The 20,499-nt window shown below is 63.2% G+C and carries 19 protein-coding genes; 13 read left to right on the plus strand and 6 right to left on the minus strand.

Translation table 11 applies throughout. The features are described from left to right. Positions 1-31 precede the first annotated feature (31 nt). The 5 genes from pcaD to DFO48_RS05770 all read right to left on the minus strand — a co-directional run bounded on the left by pcaD (position 32) and on the right by DFO48_RS05770 (position 4,838). Positions 32-829, minus strand: coding sequence for a 3-oxoadipate enol-lactonase (gene pcaD / locus DFO48_RS05750; protein WP_114862827.1), 798 nt, complete (start codon positions 827-829; stop codon positions 32-34). 181 nt (positions 830-1,010) lie between these two features. Beyond that, positions 1,011-2,006: a tripartite tricarboxylate transporter substrate binding protein gene (locus tag DFO48_RS05755; RefSeq protein ID WP_114862828.1), complete on the minus strand. Its 996-nt coding sequence runs from the start codon at positions 2,004-2,006 to the stop codon at positions 1,011-1,013. Positions 2,007-2,171: 165 nt separating this feature from the next. Then, positions 2,172-3,383, minus strand: coding sequence for a 3-oxoadipyl-CoA thiolase (pcaF, locus tag DFO48_RS05760; RefSeq protein ID WP_114862829.1), 1,212 nt, complete (start codon positions 3,381-3,383; stop codon positions 2,172-2,174). An 80-nt stretch (positions 3,384-3,463) separates the two neighbouring features. After that, positions 3,464-4,105, minus strand: a complete 642-nt coding sequence (locus tag DFO48_RS05765; protein ID WP_003058693.1) for a 3-oxoacid CoA-transferase subunit B — start codon at positions 4,103-4,105, stop codon at positions 3,464-3,466. A gap of 31 nt (positions 4,106-4,136) precedes the next feature. Next, on the minus strand, positions 4,137-4,838 hold the full coding sequence (locus DFO48_RS05770) for a 3-oxoacid CoA-transferase subunit A (protein WP_003058692.1): 702 nt from the start codon (positions 4,836-4,838) through the stop codon (positions 4,137-4,139). Between the two features lie 103 nt (positions 4,839-4,941). On the opposite strand from DFO48_RS05770, the gene DFO48_RS05775 reads away from it, so the two are divergent. The 4 genes from DFO48_RS05775 (at position 4,942) to DFO48_RS05790 (ending at position 13,042) form a co-directional block, all read left to right on the plus strand. Then, the gene (locus tag DFO48_RS05775; protein ID WP_114863106.1) at positions 4,942-5,778 is read left to right on the plus strand and encodes an IclR family transcriptional regulator; all 837 of its coding nucleotides are present in this window, start codon (positions 4,942-4,944) and stop codon (positions 5,776-5,778) included. 87 nt (positions 5,779-5,865) lie between these two features. Beyond that, the gene (locus DFO48_RS05780) at positions 5,866-6,573 is read left to right on the plus strand and encodes a transposase (RefSeq protein ID WP_003062049.1); all 708 of its coding nucleotides are present in this window, start codon (positions 5,866-5,868) and stop codon (positions 6,571-6,573) included. A 183-nt stretch (positions 6,574-6,756) separates the two neighbouring features. Next, positions 6,757-11,493 carry a glutamate synthase-related protein gene (locus tag DFO48_RS05785; RefSeq protein ID WP_114862830.1) on the plus strand — a complete coding sequence of 1,579 codons (4,737 nt, stop codon included), beginning with the start codon at positions 6,757-6,759 and terminating at the stop codon, positions 11,491-11,493. Positions 11,494-11,566: 73 nt separating this feature from the next. After that, positions 11,567-13,042, plus strand: coding sequence for a glutamate synthase subunit beta (locus DFO48_RS05790; protein ID WP_012837053.1), 1,476 nt, complete (start codon positions 11,567-11,569; stop codon positions 13,040-13,042). Between the two features lie 145 nt (positions 13,043-13,187). Here the strand turns inward: DFO48_RS05790 and DFO48_RS05795 are convergent, their stop codons facing one another. Further along, positions 13,188-13,637, minus strand: coding sequence for a DUF3293 domain-containing protein (locus DFO48_RS05795; protein ID WP_114862831.1), 450 nt, complete (start codon positions 13,635-13,637; stop codon positions 13,188-13,190). 269 nt (positions 13,638-13,906) lie between these two features. Here DFO48_RS05795 and DFO48_RS05800 point away from each other — a divergent pair, with 269 nt between their 5' ends. From DFO48_RS05800 to DFO48_RS05840, 9 genes are all read left to right on the plus strand, one after another. Further along, positions 13,907-14,716, plus strand: a complete 810-nt coding sequence (locus DFO48_RS05800) for an amino acid ABC transporter substrate-binding protein (RefSeq protein ID WP_003074097.1) — start codon at positions 13,907-13,909, stop codon at positions 14,714-14,716. Positions 14,717-14,858: 142 nt separating this feature from the next. Then, positions 14,859-15,512: an amino acid ABC transporter permease gene (locus tag DFO48_RS05805; RefSeq protein WP_003058677.1), complete on the plus strand. Its 654-nt coding sequence runs from the start codon at positions 14,859-14,861 to the stop codon at positions 15,510-15,512. Continuing rightward, on the plus strand, positions 15,493-16,269 hold the full coding sequence (locus DFO48_RS05810) for an amino acid ABC transporter ATP-binding protein (protein WP_003062063.1): 777 nt from the start codon (positions 15,493-15,495) through the stop codon (positions 16,267-16,269). Before DFO48_RS05805 ends, DFO48_RS05810 begins: the two co-directional genes overlap by 20 nt. A 221-nt stretch (positions 16,270-16,490) precedes the next feature. Then, positions 16,491-17,303 carry an ABC transporter ATP-binding protein gene (locus DFO48_RS05815; protein ID WP_114862832.1) on the plus strand — a complete coding sequence of 271 codons (813 nt, stop codon included), beginning with the start codon at positions 16,491-16,493 and terminating at the stop codon, positions 17,301-17,303. Next, entirely contained in the window at positions 17,300-18,076 is a 777-nt protein-coding gene (gene mlaE / locus DFO48_RS05820) for a lipid asymmetry maintenance ABC transporter permease subunit MlaE (protein ID WP_003062071.1), read from the plus strand. Before DFO48_RS05815 ends, mlaE begins: the two co-directional genes overlap by 4 nt. 29 nt (positions 18,077-18,105) lie before the next feature. Then, positions 18,106-18,615 carry an outer membrane lipid asymmetry maintenance protein MlaD gene (gene mlaD, locus DFO48_RS05825; RefSeq protein ID WP_114862833.1) on the plus strand — a complete coding sequence of 170 codons (510 nt, stop codon included), beginning with the start codon at positions 18,106-18,108 and terminating at the stop codon, positions 18,613-18,615. After that, complete coding sequence (locus DFO48_RS05830; RefSeq protein WP_114862834.1) at positions 18,612-19,412, plus strand: VacJ family lipoprotein; 801 nt, start codon at positions 18,612-18,614, stop codon at positions 19,410-19,412. Before mlaD ends, DFO48_RS05830 begins: the two co-directional genes overlap by 4 nt. 80 nt (positions 19,413-19,492) lie before the next feature. Beyond that, positions 19,493-20,125 (plus strand): phospholipid-binding protein MlaC, encoded by a 633-nt coding sequence (locus DFO48_RS05835; protein WP_034348276.1) that lies wholly within the window; start codon positions 19,493-19,495, stop codon positions 20,123-20,125. Between the two features lie 19 nt (positions 20,126-20,144). Further along, complete coding sequence (locus tag DFO48_RS05840) at positions 20,145-20,471, plus strand: lipid asymmetry maintenance protein MlaB (RefSeq protein WP_003074086.1); 327 nt, start codon at positions 20,145-20,147, stop codon at positions 20,469-20,471. Positions 20,472-20,499: the final 28 nt, after the last annotated feature.

Raw genomic sequence — 20,499 nt, forward strand, 5'->3', positions numbered from 1 at the left:
ACAGAAGGGCAGCCGGTCGTCGCGGCGTCGGTCAGTGCTGGCGTGCAAAGCCGGCCAGGGCTTGTTCGAAGGCCTCGGGCGCCTCCAGATTGGACAGGTGCGAGGCCTGCAGCTCGATCAGCTGCGAGCCGGCGATGGCGGCCTGCATGGCCTGGGCATCGGCCACCGTGGTCACGGGGTCATGCGCGCCGGCCACCAGCAGCGTGGGCGTGGCGATGGCGGCAATCGCTGCGCGCAGGTCCTCGCGGGCCAGTGCTTCACAGCAGCTGGCATAGCCTTCGGGGGCGATGCTGGCGATCCAGGCCTGGGCGCGTTGCACCACGGCCGGCTGGGCAGCTGCAAAACCGGGCGTGAACCAGCGGCCCGGCGACGATTCGGCCAAGGCATGCATGCCGGCTGCGCCGTTGGCGCGCACCTGGGCGGCACGCTCCAGCCAGGCCGACTCCACGCCGATTCTGGCGGCGCTGTTGGCCACGGTGAGGCTGCGCAGGCGCTGGCCGGCATTGACACCCAGCCACAGGCCGGTCAGGCCGCCCATGGAGATGCCGCAGAAATGCGCCTGCTGTACCTGCAGCGCGTCGAGGATGGCCAGCACATCGCGGCCCAACTGGTCAAAGCTGTAGGGGCCGTCGTTGCAGACGCTGGCGCCATGGCCGCGCGTGTCGTAGCGCAGCACGCGAAATTCGCTGCGCAGGGCAGCTGCCTGTGCATCCCACATCTCCAGCGTGGTGCCCAGGGAGTTGGACAGCACCAGCACGGGGGCGTCGGCAGGGCCTTGCAGATCAATGCGGAAATCGCCGCTGGCGGTGGAGAGCAGGGAGGTGGTCATACAGGCTCGTAAAAGGCGTGGAAAGAAGCGCGCCGCAGTGGTGCGGCCTGGGTCAGGGGGCAACCGAGCAAGGGCCTTGTCGGCCGCGCCGCTCCGCAGCGCGGGCTGTGTCCCCCTCCCGAAGGAGAGGGCGCCGTGCCACGGGGGAAGCCGCGCAGCGGCTCAGGGGGTGTGTTGGATCTCAAACGCTGGCGCCGGAGTCCTTGACGACCTTGCCCCACTTCTTGGCTTCGGCATCGATGAACTTGGCAAAGCCGTCCTGGGTGTCGATCACGACTTCGCCGCCCTGGTCGTTGATCTTCTTGATCACGGCGGGATCCTTGAGCACCTTGGCAATGGCGGCATGCAGTTTTTGCTGGATGTCGGCCGGTGTCTTGACAGGCACGAACAGACCGAACCAGGAGGTGGCCTCATAGCCGGGCACGCCGGCTTCGGCCACGGTGGGCACATCGGGCAGCTCGGGCGAGCGCTTGGCCGTGGTCACGGCGATGGGGCGCAGCTTGCCCGAGCGCACATGCTGGATGGCCGAGGGCATGTTGTCGAACATGATGGCGATCTGGTTGCCCAGCAGGTCGGTGATGGCCGGCGCGCTGCCCTTGTAGGGCACATGCACCATGTCCAGGCGGGTCATGGACTTGAACAGTTCGCCCGATAGATGGATGGAGCTGCCCGAGCCCGAGGAGCCGAAATTCAGCTTGCCGGGATTGGCCTTGGCGTAGGCCATCATTTCCTTGACGGTCTTGAATGGCTGGCTGGGGTGGGCCACCAGTAGATTGGGCACATTGGCGACGCGAGTCAGCGGAGCGAAGTCCTTGACCGGGTCGAAGGGCATCTTCTTGTACAGGGCTTCGTTGATGGCGTGCGTGCCCACCGTTCCCATGAACAGGGTGTAGCCGTCGCCGGCCGCACGGGCTGCGGCCTGGCCGCCGATATTGCCGCCTGCGCCGGGGCGGTTGTCGATGATGATGCTCTGGCCCAGTTCGGTGCTCAGGGCCTGGCCCACCACGCGCGCCAGGATGTCGGTCGTGCCGCCGGCCGAGAAGGGCACGACCATGGTGATGGGCTTGCTGGGATAGGACGCCTGGGCCATGGCGGGAGCAGCGCCAAGAGCGAACAGGGCGGTTGCTGCCAGGGTCTGCAGGCTGCGGCGGCGCGAGAGGGAAAGGGAATTGAACATCTAGGTCTCCGGAAAAAGGCAAGACACCGCCGGCCAATGGCCGGGGCGCGGGCTGCCGCGGTGGCACACCTCAGAGAGGAGGTGCACGTCAGCGGTCGTTGTTTTGGTGTAAGAGGCAAGGGGGCGGCAGCAGGCCGGACTGATCCGGCCCTGCCGCAGTCGGAATCAGACGCGTTCGAGCACCACGGCAATGCCCTGGCCCACGCCGATGCACATGGTGCACAGCGCATAGCGCCCGCCAAAGGCATGCAACTGGTTCACGGCCGTGGTGGCCAGGCGGGCGCCCGATGCGCCCAGGGGGTGACCCAGGGCGATGGCGCCGCCCCACTGGTTGACACGGCGGTCGTCGTCGGCAATGCCCAGGTCGCGCAGCACGGCCAGGCCTTGTGCGGCAAAGGCTTCGTTGAGCTCGATGACATCCATTTGCTCAAGAGTCAGGCCGGTCTGGGCCAGCACCTTGCGCACGGCGGGAGCGGGGCCGAAGCCCATGATGCGCGGCGCGACACCGGCCACGGCCATGCCGACCACACGGGCGCGCGGCACCAGGCCGTACTGTTTGGCTGCCTCCTCGTTGGCCAGCAGCAGTGCGCAGGCACCGTCGTTGACGCCGCTGGCGTTGCCGGCCGTGACCGTGCCATCTGGGCGTACCACGCCCTTGAGCTTGGCCAGTGCCTCGATGGTGGTGGCTCGGGGGTGTTCGTCCTGGCTCACGACAATGGGGTCGCCCTTCTTCTGGGCGATGGACACGGGCACGATCTCGCGCGCCAGATGGCCGGCGGCAATTGCGGCCGCTGCCTTTTCCTGGCTGGCCAGGGCCATGCGGTCCTGGGCTTCGCGTTCGATCCCGAAATCGTCGGCCACGTTTTCGGCGGTCTCGGGCATGGAGTCCACGCCGAACTGGGCTTTCATCAGCTTGTTGACAAAGCGCCAGCCGATGGTGGTGTCGTAGACAGCATTGCTGCGGCTGAAGGCGGACTCGGCCTTGGGCATGACGAAGGGGGCGCGGCTCATGCTTTCCACGCCGCCGGCAATCATCAGGCGGGCTTCGCCGGACTTGATGGCACGCGCGGCGGTGCCGACAGCGTCAAGGCCCGAGCCGCACAGGCGGTTGATGGTGGCTCCGGGCACGTCGATGGGCAGGCCGGCCAGCAGCGCCGACATGCGGGCCACGTTGCGGTTGTCCTCGCCAGCCTGGTTGGCGCAGCCATAGAGCACATCGGCCACGGCGGTCCAGTCCACGTCGGGGTTGCGCTGCATCAGCGCCTTGATGGGCAGTGCGCCCAGATCATCGGTGCGCACGCTGGACAGCGCTCCGCCGTAGCGACCGAAGGGGGTGCGGATGGCGTCGCAGATAAAGGCTTGGTTCTGGTTGCTCATGGCATGTCTCCGTTATGAAAATTGAACTTCTGGTGCAGACCGGATTGACCTGAAGGCCGTCAGCGGGCCGTTCGGGCCGCTCAGGCCGCAATGGGCAGGCCGACGATGCGCTCGAGTTCGGCGTGCTCCAGGCCTTCGACCTTGTCGATCAGGCGCAGCCCCTCGGGTGTGCATGCCAGGGTGCACAGATCGGTGTAGATGCGTTTGACGCAGCCCAGGCCAGTCAGCGGGTAGCTGCACTGCGCCACGACCTTGCTCTCGCCCTTTTTGGTGAGCAGATCCATCATCACCCAAGTCTGCTTGGCGCCAATGGCCAGGTCCATGGCTCCGCCCACGGCGGGAATGGCGCCAGGCTCGCCCGTGCTCCAGTTGGCCAGGTCGCCCGTGGCTGAAACCTGGAAGGCTCCGAGCACGCAGATGTCCAGGTGGCCGCCGCGCATCATGGCGAAGCTGTCGGCGTGGTGGAAATAGCTGCCGCCGGGCAGCAGGGTCACAGGCTGCTTGCCGGCATTGGTCAGGTCGTAGTCTTCGGAGCCGGCAGCCGGTGCCGGGCCCATGCCCAGAATGCCGTTCTCGCTTTGCAGCACGATTTCGCGTCCTGCGGGAATGTGGTTGGCCACCAGGGTGGGCTGGCCTATGCCCAGATTCACATAGGCACCGTCATGAATGTCCTGGGCCACGCGCAGGGCCAGTTCGTCCTTGCTTCGTTTTTGATAGCTCACGCTTGTATCTCCTTGCTGGACCTTGGCTGGCTCAGGCCGCCTTCTTGAAGCCGCCGGCCTGGGTGGCCACGCGCTCGATCTTCACTACCTGGCTCACATAGATGCCCGGGGTGACCACGGATTCGGGGTCAAGCTGGCCGAGCTCCACGATGTCATGCACGGTGGCCACGGTGAACTTGGCGGCCGAAGCCATCACGGGTCCGAAGTTGCGCGCCGACATGCGGTAGGTCAGATTGCCCCAGCGGTCGCCTTTTTCCGCCTTGATCAGCGCCACATCGCCATGGATCGGGTACTCCAGCACATAGTGCTTGCCGTTGATCTCGCGCGTTTCCTTGCCCTTTGCGAGCTCGGTGCCATAGGCCGTGGGGCAGAAGAAAGCGCCTATGCCTGCGGCGGCGGCGCGCATGCGCTCGGCCAGATTGCCCTGGGCCACCAGCTCGAGCTCGATCTTGCCGCTGCGGTACAGCTCGTCGAAGACCCAGCTGTCCACCTGGCGCGGGAAGCTGCAGATGATCTTGCGTACCTGGCCGGTCTTGAGCAGGGCGGCCAGACCGGTGTCGCCATTGCCTGCATTGTTGTTGACCACGGTAAGCTCGCGTGCACCCTGTGCGATCAGGCCGTCGATCAGCTCGCCGGGGATGCCCGAGGTGCCGAAGCCGCCGATGAGCACGGTGGAGCCATCTTGAATGCCTGACAGGGCCTGAGCGACCGAGTCGGCGATCTTGTTGATCATGGGTGTCTCCAATTTTCAATACAAAGACTTGCGCCATTGGCGCTAAAATGTTCGCATATAGAACATTTGTTCGCTAAAAGAATTGTAGGAAAGGATGAAGAAAATGGAGACTGTAAAAACCACATCAGGGAAAACCCCTGGGGAGGCTGATGCGGCCCCGCTCAAGCCCGGCGACAGCTATGTGCAGTCCTTTGCCCGGGGGCTGGAGGTCATACGCTCGTTCAGCGCCAGGGCGCCGGAGCAGACGCTCAGCGAGGTGGCTGCCGCCACGGGTCTGACGCGAGCCGGTGCAAGGCGCATCCTGCTGACGCTGCAGACGCTGGGCTATGTGCGCAGCGACGGCAAGTACTACGCACTCACGCCGCGCATCCTGGATCTGGGCTTTGCCTATCTGAGCTCCACGCCGCTGTGGAATCTGGCCGAGCCGGCCATGGAGGCGCTGGTGGACGAGGTCAAGGAGTCATGCTCGGCCGCCGTACTCGAAGGCCTGGACGTGGTCTATGTGCTTCGCGTGCACACGCACAAGATCATGAGCACCAATCTGGGCGTGGGCTCGCGACTGCCCGCCTTCTGGACATCCATGGGCCGGGTGCTGCTGGCGGCACTGCCCCCCGATGAACTGCGGGCGCTGATGGCCCGGCGCGAGAAGCGCGCCTTCACGCGTCACACGCTGACCGGCGACGACGAGCTGCATGCCGAGATTGCCCGCGTGCGCGAGCAGGGCTGGGCCCTGCTCAACCAGGAGCTGGAGGAGGGCCTGATCTCGATTGCCGCCCCCATACGCAATGCGCGCGGCCAGACCGTGGCGGCGCTCAATATCAGTGGCCAGGCCAACCGCACCAGCGAGCAGATGATGCGCGAGCGGCTGCTGCCTCAACTGCTGGCCGCTACGCGCCACATCAGCCAGTTGCTGAGTGCTTCGGGCCGCATGCATCTGTGATGTCTGGCGCCTGAGGAGGCGTCGGCCCTGGCGCGACGCTTCATAATGACCGAACGCCTTCCCCCTCGCCCTGAACAAGTCCGCTCCATGGCCCGTCTTCCCCGTCTCACGCTGGCAAACATGCCGCACCACATCATCCAGCGTGGCAACAACAGCGGCGAGATCTTTGTGGATGCGCAGGACCGCCTGGTCATGCTGGATCTGATGCGCGAGATGGCGCGGCGCTTCGAGGTCGATGTGCATGCCTATGTGCTCATGCCCAATCACTTCCATCTGCTGCTGACGCCCAGGACGGAGCAGGGCGTGCCCCAGTTCATGCAGGCCGTGGGGCGCAGCTATGTGCGCTACTTCAACAACCGGCACGGCCGTACCGGCACCCTCTGGGAGGGGCGCTACCGCTGCACCGTGCTGCAGGCCGAGCAATGGCTGATGGCCACCATGGTCTCCATGGATCTCAATCCGGTGCGCGACGGGCTGGTGCAGCGCGCGGTGGACTGGCCTTGGTCCAGCTATGCGCACAACGCAGGCCTGCAAAGCGATGCGCTCATCAGCCCGCACGCGCTTTTCTGGGCTCTGGGCAACACGCCGTTTGCCCGTGATGCCGCTTATGTCAGGGCCGTGGAGGCCGGTCTGGATGCCGATACCCAGGCGCAGATCAGCCATGCGGCACTGCGTGGCTGGGCTCTGGGCGAGCCCGATTTCATTGAAAATTTGCAACAGAAAACCGAGCGGCGCGTGAAGCGGCAGAAGGCTGGAAGGCCTGCAGCACGCACAGCTTCGGTGCACGAGGACTAGGGGGTTCCTCCAACCCCTTGTTTTTATTGGGTTGTTTTGCTTTGTTTTTATATGTCCCTAATTAAATGCAAATAAAAAAAGTTGGGAATTAATTGGAATCTGACCCCAATTAAAACTTATTGCATAACTTCATGTCCTGTCGTAATCTTGCGTTCCCCGCGATTGATATAAGAGGATTCCCCCATGACGACTGCTGCCGAGATCAAGTATCTCCAGGACCACGGTCTGTACTCCAAGAGCAACGAACACGATGCCTGTGGTCTGGGCTTTGTGGCCCATATCAAGGGTCAGAAGCGCCATGACATCGTGCTGGGGGCACTGAAGATCCTCGAAAACATCGACCATCGCGGTGCGGTGGGCGCGGACCCACTGATGGGCGACGGCGCCGGTATCCTGATCCAGATCCCGGATCAGCTCTACCGCGAAGAAATGGCCAAGCAGGGCGTGGCACTGCCCCCTGCCGGCGAATATGGCGTGGGCATGATCTTCCTACCCAAGGAGCATGCCTCTCGTCTGGCTTGCCAGCAGGAGATGGAGCGCGCCATCAAGGCCGAAGGTCAGGTGCTGCTGGGCTGGCGCGATGTGCCGGTGAACCGCGACATGCCCATGTCGCCCACCGTGCAGGAAAAGGAACCCATCCTGCGCCAGGTCTTCATCGGCCGTGGCGCCGATGTCATCGTGCAGGACGCGCTGGAGCGCAAGCTGTACGTGATCCGCAAGACGGCCTCGGCCGCCATCCAGAACCTGGGCCTCAAGCACAGCAAGGAATACTACGTTCCCAGCATGAGCAGCCGCACCGTGGTCTACAAGGGCCTGCTGCTGGCCGATCAGGTGGGCGTGTACTACCGCGATCTGGCCGACGAGCGCTGCGTCTCGGCCATCGGCCTGGTGCACCAGCGTTTCTCCACCAACACCTTCCCCGAGTGGCCTCTGGCTCACCCCTACCGCTATGTGGCCCACAACGGTGAAATCAACACCGTGCGCGGCAACTACAACTGGATGCTGGCGCGCGAAGGCGTGATGGCCTCTCCCGTGCTGGGCGAAGACCTGCAAAAGCTCTATCCGATCAGCTTTGCCGGCCAGTCCGACACCGCCACCTTCGACAACTGCCTGGAACTGCTGACCATGGCCGGCTACCCCATCAGCCAGGCCGTGATGATGATGATTCCCGAGCCCTGGGAGCAGCACGAAGCCATGGATGAGCGCCGCCGCGCCTTCTATGAATACCACGCTGCGATGATCGAGCCCTGGGACGGCCCCGCCTCCATCGTGTTCACCGATGGCCGCCAGATCGGCGCCACGCTGGACCGCAACGGTCTGCGTCCCTCGCGCTACTGCATCACCGATGACGATATGGTGATCCTGGCTTCCGAAGCCGGCGTGCTGCCCGTGCCCGATAGCAAGATCGTGCGCAAGTGGCGCCTGCAGCCCGGCAAGATGCTGCTGATCGACCTGGAGCAAGGTCGCATGATCGAAGACGAAGAGCTCAAGGCCAACGTCGTCAACACCAAGCCCTACAAGCAGTGGATCGAGAACCTGCGCATCAAGCTCGATGAGGTGGAAATCCCCGCCGACTTCAAGGCGCCTGCAGCCAAGACCGAGCTGTCCCTGCTGGACCGCCAGCAAGCCTTCGGCTTCACGCAGGAAGACATCAAGTTCCTGCTGACCCCCATGGCCGAAAAGGGCGAGGAAGGCATTGGCTCCATGGGCAACGACAGCCCGCTGGCCGTGCTGTCCGACAAGAACAAGCCGCTGTACAACTACTTCCGTCAGATGTTCGCCCAGGTGACGAACCCCCCCATCGACCCGATCCGCGAAGCGATCGTGATGTCGCTGGTGTCGTTCGTGGGTCCCAAGCCCAACCTGCTGGACATCAACCAGGTCAACCCACCCATGCGCCTGGAGCTGCAGCAGCCCGTGCTCGACTTCGAGGGCATGGCCAGGCTGCGGGATATCGAAAAGCGCACCAACGGCAAGTTCAAGAGCTCGACGATCGACATCACCTACCCGCTGTCCTGGGGCAAGCAGGGTGTGGAAGCCAAGCTGGCTTCGCTGTGCGCCCACGCCGTGGACGAGATCAAGGGCGGTGCCAACATCCTGATCATCAGCGACCGCAACATGAGCGCCACGCAAGTGGCCATCCCCGCGCTGCTGGCGCTGTCCGCCATCCACCAGCATCTGGTGCGTGAAGGTCTGCGCACCACCGCCGGTCTGGTGGTTGAGACCGGCACGGCCCGCGAAGTGCATCACTTCGCCGTGCTGGCCGGCTACGGCGCGGAAGCCGTGCATCCCTATCTGGCGATGGAGACCCTGGTCGACATCTTCAGCCGCGAAGCTGCGCCCATCACTGCCGACAAGGCCATCTATCACTATGTGAAGGCCATCGGCAAGGGTCTGTCCAAGATCATGTCCAAGATGGGCGTGTCCACCTATATGTCCTACTGCGGCGCCCAGCTGTTCGAAGCCGTGGGCCTGAACAGCGAGACCGTGGACAAGTACTTCACGGGCACGGCCAGCCGTGTGGAAGGTATCGGCGTCTTCGAGATTGCCGAGGAAACCATCCGCAACCACGAGGCTGCTTTCAGCGACGACCCCGTGCTGGAAACCATGCTGGATGCCGGCGGCGAGTACGCCTGGCGTGCCCGTGGCGAAGAGCATATGTGGACGCCTGACGTGATCGCCAAGCTGCAGCACTCCACACGTGCCAACAACTTCAGCACCTACAAGGAATACGCCCAGCTGATCAACGACCAGACCAAGCGCCACATGACGCTGCGCGGCCTGTTCGAGTTCAAGTTCGATCCCGCCAAGGCGATTCCCGTGGACCAGGTCGAGTCGGCCAAGGAAATCGTCAAGCGCTTTGCCACGGGTGCCATGTCGCTGGGCTCCATCTCCACCGAAGCCCATGCCACGCTGGCCGTGGCCATGAACCGCATCGGCGGCAAGAGCAACACCGGCGAAGGCGGCGAAGATCCCAAGCGCTATCGCAACGAGCTCAAGGGCATCCCCATCAGCAAGGGTGAAACCCTGGCTTCCATCATCGGCAAGGACAAGGTCGAGTCCGATATCGAACTGCAGGCCGGCGACTCGCTGCGCTCCAAGATCAAGCAGGTCGCGTCCGGTCGTTTCGGTGTGACTGCCGAATATCTGGCTTCTTCGGACCAGATCCAGATCAAGATGGCTCAGGGCGCCAAGCCCGGTGAAGGCGGTCAGTTGCCCGGCGGCAAGGTCTCCGACTACATCGGTGCACTGCGTCACTCGGTGCCCGGTGTGGGCCTGATCTCGCCTCCTCCTCACCACGACATCTACTCGATCGAAGACCTGGCACAGCTGATCCACGATCTGAAGAACGTCGCTCCGCACGCCAGCATCAGCACCAAGCTGGTGTCCGAAGTCGGTGTGGGCACGATCGCCGCAGGCGTGACCAAGTGCAAGAGCGACCACCTGGTGATCGCAGGGCACGACGGCGGCACCGGCGCTTCGCCCTGGTCCTCCATCAAGCATGCGGGCGGTCCCTGGGAAATCGGCCTGGCCGAGACCCAGCAGACCTTGGTGCTGAACCGTCTGCGCGGCCGTGTGCGTGTGCAGGCCGACGGCCAGATGAAGACCGGCCGCGACGTGATCATCGGCGCCCTGCTGGGTGCCGACGAGTTCGGCTTCGCCACGGCTCCGCTGGTGGTGGAAGGCTGCATCATGATGCGCAAGTGCCACCTCAACACCTGCCCCGTGGGCGTGGCCACGCAAGACCCCGTGCTGCGTGCCAAGTTCACCGGCAAGCCCGAGCATGTGGTGAACTATTTCTTCTTCATCGCCGAAGAAGTTCGCCAGATCATGGCCCAGCTGGGTATCGCCAAGTTCGACGACCTGATCGGCCGCTCCGACCTGCTCGACACCCGCAAGGGCATCGAACACTGGAAGGCTCAGGGCCTGGACTTCAGCCGTCTGTTCGCCCAGCCCGAAGTGCCTGCCGACGTGGCCCGCTATCACGTGGAAAGCCAGGATCACCTGCTGGACAAGGCGCTGGACGTCAAGCTCATCGAGCGCTGCAAGCCCGCCATCGAAAACGGCGAGAAGGTGCGCATCATGGAAGTGGCGCGCAACGTCAACCGCTCCGTCGGTGCCATGCTTTCGGGCGCGGTGACCAAGCATCACGCCGAAGGCCTGCCTGACGACACCATCCGTATCCACTTTGAAGGTACGGGCGGCCAGTCCTTCGGTGCCTTCCTGTGCAACGGCATCACGCTGAACCTCAGCGGCGAAGCCAACGACTACACCGGCAAGGGCCTGTCCGGTGGCCGTGTGGTGGTGCATCCCAGCCATGAGTTCCGTGGCGCGACCACCACCAACACCATCGTGGGCAATACCGTGATGTTCGGCGCCACCAGCGGTGAAGCCTTCTTCAGCGGCGTGGCCGGCGAGCGCTTTGCCGTGCGTCTGTCCGGCGCCACGGCCGTGGTCGAAGGCGTGGGTGACCACGGCTGCGAATACATGACCGGCGGGACCGTGGTCGTGCTGGGCAAGACCGGCCGCAACTTCGCGGCCGGCATGAGCGGCGGCGTGGCCTATGTCTACGACGAGGACGGCAAGTTTGCTGAGCGTTGCAACACCGCTTCGGTGAAGCTGGAGAAGGTGCTGCCGCACGACGAGTTTGTCTCGCGTGTCGATCCCGGCATCTGGCACCGCGGCCAGAGCGACGATCAGCAGCTGCGCAATATGGTGGAGGCTCACAGCCGCTGGACGGGTTCCAAGCGTGCCCGTGATCTGCTGGACAACTGGGCCGCAGCGCGTGCCAAGTTTGTCAAGGTGTTCCCGACCGAGTACCAGCGAGCCCTGGGCGAGATCTTTGAACGCAAACAGAAGGAAAAGCAAGCTGCGAAAGCGCCAGCAGCTCCTCAGAAAGAAGCAGTAGCCGCCAAGTAAGCACGGCTCCAAGCGGTGGCGGCCAGGCGGCCACCGCACTGCAAGCGAACACAGATTTCAAGGATTAAAGATCATGGGAAAGACCACCGGCTTCATGGAATACGAGCGCATCGAAGAGGGCTATGCCCCCGTTGCGGAACGTCTCAAGCACTACAAGGAATTCGTCATCGGCCTGACCACCGATCAGGCCAAGGTGCAGGCTGCACGCTGCATGGACTGCGGCACGCCGTTCTGCAACAACGGCTGCCCGGTCAACAACATCATTCCGGACTTCAACGACCTCGTGTACCAGGGTGACTGGAAGAACGCCATCACCACGCTGCACAGCACCAACAACTTCCCCGAGTTCACGGGCCGCATCTGCCCCGCGCCCTGCGAAGCTGCCTGTGTGGCCAATATCAATGGCGACGCCATCGGCATCAAGTCCATCGAGCACTCCATCATCGACCGTGCCTGGAGCGAAGGCTGGGTCAAGCCCCTGCTGCCCAAGCACAAGACCGGCAAGAAGGTGGCCGTGGTCGGTGCCGGCCCTGCAGGCATGGCAGCGGCCCAGCAACTGGTGCGCGCCGGCCACGACGTGACCCTGTTCGAGAAGAACGACCGCGTCGGCGGCCTGCTGCGCTACGGCATTCCCGACTTCAAGCTGGACAAGGGTCTGATCGACCGCCGTGTCGAGCAGATGGTGGCCGAAGGCCTGAAGATCCGCACCGGCGTGCTGATTGCCGGCAAGGACGGTCTGGGCAAGGATTCCAAGGTCACCAACTGGGCCAAGGAAACCATCAGCCCTGAGCAGCTCAACGCCGAGTTCGATGCCGTGCTGCTGACCGGCGGCTCCGAGCAGTCGCGTGATCTGCCCGTGCCCGGCCGCGATCTGGAAGGCGTGCACTTCGCGATGGAGTTCCTGCCCCAGCAGAACAAGGTCAACGCGGGCGACAAGCTCAAGGGTCAGATCCGAGCCGACGGCAAGCATGTCATCGTCATCGGCGGTGGCGACACCGGCTCCGACTGCGTGGGCACCTCCAACCGCCATGGCGCCAAGAGCGTGACCCAGTTCGAGGTCATGCCCATGCCGCCCGAGCAGGAGAACAAGCCCCTGGTCTGGCCTTACTGGCCGATCAAGCTGCGTACCTCGTCCAGCCATGACGAAGGCGTGGTGCGCGAGTTCGCCATCTCCACCAAGGAATTCGGTGGCGAAAAGGGCAAGGTCAAGAGCCTGACCACCGTTCAGGTCGAGTTCAAGGACGGCAAGCTGAGCGAAGTGCCCGGCACGGAAAAGGTCTGGCCCGCCGATCTGGTGCTGCTGGCCATGGGCTTTGTGAACCCGGTTGCCACCGTGCTCGAAGCCTTTGGCGTCGACAAGGATGCACGCGGCAACGCCAAGGCCAGCACCGACTTCATCGGCGGCTATGCCACCAGCGTGCCCAAGGTGTTCGCTGCCGGCGACATCCGCCGTGGCCAGTCGCTGGTCGTGTGGGCGATTCGCGAAGGCCGCCAGGCCGCGCGTGCCGTGGACGAGTTCCTGATGGGCGCCAGCGAACTGCCTCGCTGATCATTCGCAGCGGGTCATCATACAAAAGGCATTCTCCGGAATGCCTTTTGTTTTTCATAGCTACAAGCGCTTGCCTTGAATGGAATTCAGATAGCTTTCAATAGGTTTTTGATTGCTGTAAAGCGCAAGCTGCTATCAAAATAAATCAGCGCAGCCACAGAAGCCGGGGGCGGGCGTCGGCATCGCTCCACAGCACGGCGTTCTGCTGCCAGTGCCGGCCCCATTGCCGGGCCGTTTCGGCGTCCATGCCCCAGATCAGCACGCTGTCCTCCGCAGGCCACTGGCCCAGGGGGTCCTGGCCGAAGCCGTCCAGATACTGCCAGCCCTCGCTGTCCAGCGCATGGCGCAGGGCGCGCATGCGGCGCGCGTTTTCAGTCGGCTCCAGGATCTGTCCCCAGGGATTGCAGGCCGTGAGATAGCAGGCGGCCTGGATGGGCTGCCCTCCCAGTTGCCGTCCGAGCCAGTCATTGCGCTCGCCCACACGTAGCGTCTGTGCGACAGCGCTCTTGGTGGTGTCGACCTGGTAGAGCGCGTTGCGATAGGCATGCTGCAAGGCGGGCGGGAGCTGACTGGTGTCTGGTGACGGTGGTGACATGGTCTGGAGAGTTTTGCAAGCTTGCTCATGATGAGGACTTGTGCAAACAAGAATGCAACAACGGTCAGCCTCCTGAGGCAGCCGTCTTGCCTGAACCTGTTTTGCCTAAGTCGTGATGGTTTTGCGACCGGCGAGTGACGTTCTGTCCCGTCTGCGCGACAATAGCGGATTCGGCGCTGGCGGCAGCCCGGCTTCGGAGCGGCTGCGGTGGCCCCGGACGGGAGACAAAGCCTGCTGTCTCCGCTTTTTCCACTTCAAATTTTGACGCCATGAAAAAACGTACCCTGCTGGCCTCGGTGGCCCTGACTGCAATTTTGGCTGCCTGCGGCAAGAACGAGCCCGCAAGCAACACCGCTGCAGCTCCTGCGCCCGCTCCTGCGGCGGTTGCCGCCAAGCTGGTGGTGGGCCTGGACGACAACTTCCCGCCCATGGGTTTCCGTGACGAAAAGAACGAGCTGGTCGGTTTCGACATCGACATGGCCCGTGAAGTGGCCAAGCGCGCCAATATCGAAGTGCAGTTCAAGCCCATCGACTGGAACGCCAAGGAAGCCGAGCTGCTGGGCAAGCGCGTGGATGCTCTGTGGAACGGCCTGACGATTCTGGAAGAGCGCAAGGAAAAGATCCTGTTCTCCGATCCCTACATGGTGAACAAGCAGATCATCATCGTGAAGGCCGGCTCGCCCATCAAGGGCAAGGCTGACATGGTCGGCAAGATCGTGGGCGCCCAGGAAGGCTCCAGCGCCGTGACGGCCCTGACCAAGGACAAGGAACTGTCGGACAAGTTCAAGGAAACCAAGCTCTTCGGCGACAACATCGCTGCCATGATGGACCTGGAAGCCGGCCGTCTGGACGTGGTGGTGGTGGATGAAGTGGTGGGTCGCTACTACGTCAACAAGAAGCCCGACAACTACGTGGTGCTGGCCGAGGACTTCGGTACCGAAGACTACGGCGTGGGCTTCCGCAAGGACGACGAAGCCACTCGCAACAAGGTCAACGACGTGCTGACCGAAATGAAGAAGGACGGCAAGGCCGCTGAAATCGCCCAGAAGTGGTTCGGCGCCGACGTCATCAAGCACTGATCCCCTTTTGACGTACTGCACCGGCAATGCCTGGCATTGCCGGTTTTTTTTGCGACGACAATGCGTGCAAACACTTCCTCCTGCGCACGCCCGTGCCTGTGGCGGGCTTTCGATAGCTGCAGCGCCACCTGAAGGCCATTTGATGGACTATGTAATCTCGCTCCTGGGGCCCATGTCGGCTGGTGCCCTTGTCACACTCAAGCTGTTCTTCATCACGCTGGCGCTGTCCATTCCCATGGGCCTGGCGCTGGCGCTGATGCGCATCTCCAGCATCAAGCCGCTGAGCAGCGCCGTGGGCGCCTATATCTGGCTGATGCGCGGCACGCCGCTGATGCTGCAGCTGCTGTTCGTGTACTTCGCGCTGCCCTTTGTGCCCTACATCGGTGTGCGCCTGCCCGACTTTCCTGCCGCCGTGGTGGCCTTTGCGCTGAACTACGCGGCCTACTTTGCGGAGATCTTCCGCGCCGGCATCAAGTCCGTGGACCGCGGCCAGTACGAGGGCGCCAAGGTGCTGGGCATGACCTATGCACAGACCATGCGCCGCATCGTGCTGCCCCAGATGTGGGCCCGCATCCTGCCGCCCGTCAGCAACGAGACCATTACCCTGGTCAAGGACACCTCGCTGATCTATGTGCTGGCACTCAACGATCTGCTGCGCGTGGCGCGCGGCGTGGTGCAGCGCGACTTCAGCTTCACGCCCTTCATCGTGGCTGCGGCCTTCTATCTCATCATGACCCTGGTGCTGACCTGGGGCTTCCAATATCTTGAGAAAAAATATGCCAAGTACGACGCCTGACGTGATGATTTCCGCCCAGGGCATCCACAAGGCCTTTGGCAGCAACGAAGTGCTGCGCGGTGTCTCTCTGGAGCTGCTGCGCGGCGAGGTGGTCGCCGTGATCGGCCCGTCCGGCTCGGGCAAGAGCACCTTTTTGCGCTGCCTCAACCACCTGGAGACGATTGACCGCGGCACCATCAGCATCGAAGGCGAGGTGCTGGCCCGCTCCGAGGGTGAGGCCAGGGCTCAGTATGTGAGCGATGCCGAGATCCGCAAGATCGGCCGCAAGATGGGCATGGTGTTTCAGTCCTTCAATCTGTTTCCCCATCTCACGGTGCTGGAAAACATCATCGAGGCGCCCGTCATCGTCAAGGGCATGAAGCGTGAAGACATCATTCCCAAGGCCGAGGCTCTGCTTGCCAAGGTGGGGCTGGCGGCCAAGCGCGATGCCTATCCCAACCATCTCTCAGGCGGCCAGAAGCAGCGCGTGGCGATTGCCCGTGCGCTGGCCATGGAGCCGGACATTCTGCTGTTCGACGAGCCCACCTCGGCACTGGACCCCGAGCTGACCGGCGAGGTGCTGCGCACCATGCGCGAGCTGGCCGAGGAGCACATGACCATGCTGGTCGTGACCCACGAGATGGGTTTTGCGCGAGAGGTGGCCAACCGCGTCATCTTCATGGACGGTGGCTACATCGTCGAGCAAGGCCCGTCCGAAGCATTCTTTGTGGCGCCTCAGCACGAGCGCACCAAGGCATTTCTGCAGAATATGTTGTAAATAAGTCGCAGCTGCCGATGAGATTTCATATCGCAAAAAAGGCAGTTTGCGCATGCACAACAAGCGCTGGCAGCTCCTGAAACAGGAGTGAAGACTCCATGACCCAGGCCAAGGCTTGAAGAAACATTCACGAATGTATGTTTACTTGGGGCTAACCCGAGCTTTTTGCTGAGCTTGTCGGCACAATACCAGTTTGCTTTCTCTTGAGCGGCTATTCACGCATGTCACCCAACGCCCCCTTTGTGGAACTGCGCAATGTCACCTTTGGCTATGGTGACCGCGTCATCCTGCGCGATCTGTCCCTGCATGTGCCGCGCGGCAAGGTCACGGCGCTGATGGGCGCATCGGGCGGAGGCAAGACCACGGTGCTGCGTCTGATCGGCGGGCAGAACCACGCCCAGCAGGGGCAGGTGCTGTTTGACGGCCAGGATGTGACCACCATGGATGCGCAGCAGCTCTACGCCGCGCGTCGCCGCATGGGAATGCTGTTCCAGTTCGGTGCGCTGTTCACCGACATGAGCGTGTTCGACAACGTGGCCTTTCCGCTGCGCGAGCACACCGATCTGCCCGAAGAGCTGATCCGCGACATCGTGCTCATGAAGCTGCACGCCGTGGGCCTGCGCGGTGCGCGCGATCTGATGCCTTCCCAGGTCTCGGGCGGCATGGCCCGCCGCGTGGCACTGGCCCGCGCGATTGCGCTGGATCCCGAACTCATCATGTATGACGAGCCTTTCGCGGGCCTGGACCCTATTTCACTGGGTACCTCGGCGCAGCTGATCCGTCAGCTCAACGATGCCATGGGCCTGACTTCGATTCTGGTTTCCCACGACCTGGAAGAAACCTTCCGCGTGGCCGACCATGTGGTGATTCTGGGGGCCGGAGGCGTTGCCGCTCAGGGCACACCCGATGAGGTGCGCGCCAGCACCGACCCGCTGGTGCAGCAGTTCATCCATGCCAGACCCACGGGGCCTGTGCCATTCCACTATCCCGGGGTCAGCGCCGACGAGGACTTCGGCAGCAGGAGGCGTGCATGAACTTTCTCGCACGCATTGGCCTGGCAGTGCGCTGTCAGCTGGTCAACATGGGGATTGGCGCGCGCCTGCTGTGGCGCCTGCTGGGCTTGATGGGGCCGGCGCTCAGGCGTCCGCGCCTGATCGGCGACCAGATTCACTTTCTGGGCAATTATTCGCTGGCCATCATCGGCGTCTCCGGACTGTTCGTGGGCTTTGTGCTGGGTCTGCAGGGCTATTACATCCTGCAGCGCTATGGCTCGGCCGAAGCGCTGGGCATGATGGTGGCCCTGAGCCTGCTGCGCGAGCTGGGACCTGTGGTCACGGCCTTGCTGTTCGCGGGTCGTGCCGGCACGGCCCTGACTGCCGAAATCGGCCTGATGAAGGCCGGCGAGCAGCTGTCGGCCATGGAGATGATGGCGGTTGACCCCGTCAAACGCATCCTGGCGCCGCGCTTCTGGGCCGGTCTGATCACCATGCCCTTGCTGGCTGCGGTCTTCAGTGCCGTCGGCGTGCTGGGCGGCTGGCTGGTGGGTGTGGTGATGATCGGCGTCGACAGCGGTGCTTTCTGGGGGCAGATGCAGCAGGGGGTGGACTGGTGGAGCGATCTGGGCAATGGCGTGCTCAAGAGCTTTGTCTTCGGCCTGGCCGTGACCTTTGTGGCCCTGCTTGAGGGCTATGCCGCCAAGCCTACGCCCGAAGGGGTTTCCCGGGCCACCACACGTACCGTGGTCGTGGCTTCGCTGGCGGTGCTGGGTCTGGACTTCCTGCTCACCGCAACCATGTTCAGCATTTGAGGCTGCACAGCAGATAAAGGTAGAAAATCATGCAGCAAAAGAAAAGTGATCTCTGGGTTGGCCTGTTTGTGCTGATCGGTGCTCTGGCCCTGGTGTTCCTGGCCTTGCAGTCGGCCAATCTGCTGAGCCTGAACTTCCAGAAGACCTATACGATTAGCGCCCGCTTCGACAATATCGGCGGGCTCAAGCCCAAGGCCGCGGTCAAGAGCGCCGGCGTGGTTGTGGGCCGCATCGAGTCCATCACCTTCAACGACCAGACCTTCCAGGCCGACGTGGCCATGAGCATGGAAACCCGTTACGCCTTTCCCAAGGATAGTTCGCTGAAAATTCTGACAAGCGGTCTGCTGGGCGATCAGTACATTGGTATTGAGGCGGGCGCCAGCGAAGAGAACCTCAAGGCCGGCGACCGCGTGACGGCCACCCAGTCTGCCGTGGTGCTGGAGAATCTGATAGGTCAGTTTCTCTACAGCAAGGCGGAGCAGGGTGGTGATTCCGGTGCTGGCGCAGCCAACGGAGCCAACGGGGGAGCGAAAGAATGATGACTACAACAAGCCCACAGACGAAATTGACGTCAGATAAGAACCAGGCGCTCAGGCGCGTTGCGCTGGCTTCCAGTGTTTGCGTAGCCGCACTGCTGTCCGGCTGCGCCACCACCACCGCGGGCCCTGCCAACCCTGCCGACCCGCTGGAGTCCATGAACCGCAGCATCTACTCCTTCAACGAAGGCGTGGACGAGGCGATCTTCAAGCCCGTGGCCACGGCCTACCAGACCGTGACGCCGCGCGTGGCGCGTCAGGGTGTGACCAACTTCTTCGACAACCTCGGCGATGCCTGGTCCTTCGTCAACAATGTGCTGCAGGGTCAGGGCCAGGGTGCCTACAACTCCATGGTGCGCTTCAGCGTGAACACGGTGCTGGGCATCGGCGGTCTGTTCGACATCGCCAGCGAGGCTGGCATCGAACGCCGCAAGCAGGACTTTGGCCAGACTCTGGGTCGCTGGGGCATGCCCACGGGGCCGTATGTGGTGCTGCCCTTCTGGGGGCCGTCCACGGTGCGGGATTCGGCCGGCCTGGTGGTCGATGCCTTCGGCTATCCTGCCAACACCATGGATGATGTGCGCTGGCGCAACAGCCTGTTCGGCCTGCGCATGGTCAACAACCGTGCCAATCTGCTCAAGGCCGGCGATGTGCTGGACTCCGTTGCGCTCGACAAATACAGCCTGGTGCGCGATGTCTATCTGCGCTCACGCATTGGCGGCGCGGCGTCCGGCGGCGATGGTCGTCTCGAAAACTATGATGACGACAACGCCGGCAAGCTGCCCCCAGAAGGCCAGTGAGCCGGTAGAGCTTGGTTACAAACATGATGCACAGGCTGCGTGAGTGCGGTGACACTTGCGGGCCTAGGAGAAAGAACGCAATGAAGATTACTCGTCGCATGTGGGGCATGGCAGCAGGTGCCGTGCTCGCTCTGAATCTGGGCCTGCCCGCAGCCCAGGCTGCTGAGGAAGCGCCCGATGCACTGGTCAAGCGCGTCTCTGCCGATGTGCTGGAGACCATCAAGAAGGATGCATCGCTGCGCAACGGCGATTCCAGCAAGATCAATGCGCTGGTCAACGAGAAGGTCATGCCCTATGTGGACTTTCGCCGCATGACATCGGCCGCGGTCGGTCCGGCCTGGCGTCAGGCCACGCCCGAGCAGCGCCAGAAGCTGCAGGATGAGTTCAAGGCCCTGCTGATTCGCACCTATGCGGGGGCCCTGTCCCAGGTCGGCGATCAGACCATTACCGTCAAGCCTGTGCGCATGGCCGCCGGCGACACCGACGTGCTGGTACGTACCCAGGTCAACGGCCGTGGCGACCCCGTGCAGCTGGATTTCCGTCTGGAAAAGCAGGCCACGGGCTGGAAGCTCTACAACTTCAACGTGCTCGGTGTGTGGCTGGTTGAAACCTATCGCAATCAGTTTGCGCAGGAAATCAATGCCAACGGCATCGATGGTCTGATCAAGACCCTGGCCTCGCGCAGCTCCATGCCGGCCACGGCCACCAAGTAAGCAAAGCGCTTCAGACGTCATGGCCCGCTCAGCTAGCAACCCTCTGCAACTGCCCAAGGAACTGACTTATCGTCAGGGGCGCGACTGTCTGCTGCGTCTGCGTCCGCTGGTCACAGGCCATGCGGATGCCCAGGTGGTGGTGGATGCCAGTGCTGTCAAGGTGTTCGACTCGGCGGCCCTGGCCGTGCTGCTGGCCTGCCGGCGCGCGGCGCAGGAGGTGGGCAAGCAGCTCATCGTCGAAGGTCTGCCCAAGGGGCTGCAGTCCATGGCCGCGCTGTATGGCGTGGACGGCTTGCTGATGCCAGCTCCTGTGCCCGATGCGGCCGCCACCGCTCAGCAGGGCTAGGCTGACGAATCACTGTGTCCGGCTAAGC

This window comes from Comamonas sp. AG1104 (assembly GCF_003350425.1).
Lineage (GTDB): Bacteria > Pseudomonadota > Gammaproteobacteria > Burkholderiales > Burkholderiaceae_C > Comamonas > Comamonas testosteroni.

Excerpts from the sequence above, each read along its gene's own strand:
- pcaD (WP_114862827.1), bottom strand. The coding sequence starts at position 829 with ATGACCACCTCCCTGCTCTCCACCGCCAGCGGCGATTTCCGCATTGAT.
- DFO48_RS05755 (WP_114862828.1), bottom strand. The coding sequence starts at position 2,006 with ATGTTCAATTCCCTTTCCCTCTCGCGCCGCCGCAGCCTGCAGACCCTG.
- pcaF (WP_114862829.1), bottom strand. The coding sequence starts at position 3,383 with ATGAGCAACCAGAACCAAGCCTTTATCTGCGACGCCATCCGCACCCCC.
- DFO48_RS05770 (WP_003058692.1), bottom strand. The coding sequence starts at position 4,838 with ATGATCAACAAGATCGCCGACTCGGTCGCTCAGGCCCTGTCAGGCATT.
- DFO48_RS05775 (WP_114863106.1), top strand. The coding sequence starts at position 4,942 with ATGGAGACTGTAAAAACCACATCAGGGAAAACCCCTGGGGAGGCTGAT.
- DFO48_RS05780 (WP_003062049.1), top strand. The coding sequence starts at position 5,866 with ATGGCCCGTCTTCCCCGTCTCACGCTGGCAAACATGCCGCACCACATC.
- DFO48_RS05785 (WP_114862830.1), top strand. The coding sequence starts at position 6,757 with ATGACGACTGCTGCCGAGATCAAGTATCTCCAGGACCACGGTCTGTAC.
- DFO48_RS05790 (WP_012837053.1), top strand. The coding sequence starts at position 11,567 with ATGGGAAAGACCACCGGCTTCATGGAATACGAGCGCATCGAAGAGGGC.
- DFO48_RS05795 (WP_114862831.1), bottom strand. The coding sequence starts at position 13,637 with ATGTCACCACCGTCACCAGACACCAGTCAGCTCCCGCCCGCCTTGCAG.
- DFO48_RS05800 (WP_003074097.1), top strand. The coding sequence starts at position 13,907 with ATGAAAAAACGTACCCTGCTGGCCTCGGTGGCCCTGACTGCAATTTTG.
- DFO48_RS05805 (WP_003058677.1), top strand. The coding sequence starts at position 14,859 with ATGGACTATGTAATCTCGCTCCTGGGGCCCATGTCGGCTGGTGCCCTT.
- DFO48_RS05810 (WP_003062063.1), top strand. The coding sequence starts at position 15,493 with ATGCCAAGTACGACGCCTGACGTGATGATTTCCGCCCAGGGCATCCAC.
- DFO48_RS05815 (WP_114862832.1), top strand. The coding sequence starts at position 16,491 with ATGTCACCCAACGCCCCCTTTGTGGAACTGCGCAATGTCACCTTTGGC.
- mlaE (WP_003062071.1), top strand. The coding sequence starts at position 17,300 with ATGAACTTTCTCGCACGCATTGGCCTGGCAGTGCGCTGTCAGCTGGTC.
- mlaD (WP_114862833.1), top strand. The coding sequence starts at position 18,106 with ATGCAGCAAAAGAAAAGTGATCTCTGGGTTGGCCTGTTTGTGCTGATC.
- DFO48_RS05830 (WP_114862834.1), top strand. The coding sequence starts at position 18,612 with ATGATGACTACAACAAGCCCACAGACGAAATTGACGTCAGATAAGAAC.
- DFO48_RS05835 (WP_034348276.1), top strand. The coding sequence starts at position 19,493 with ATGAAGATTACTCGTCGCATGTGGGGCATGGCAGCAGGTGCCGTGCTC.
- DFO48_RS05840 (WP_003074086.1), top strand. The coding sequence starts at position 20,145 with ATGGCCCGCTCAGCTAGCAACCCTCTGCAACTGCCCAAGGAACTGACT.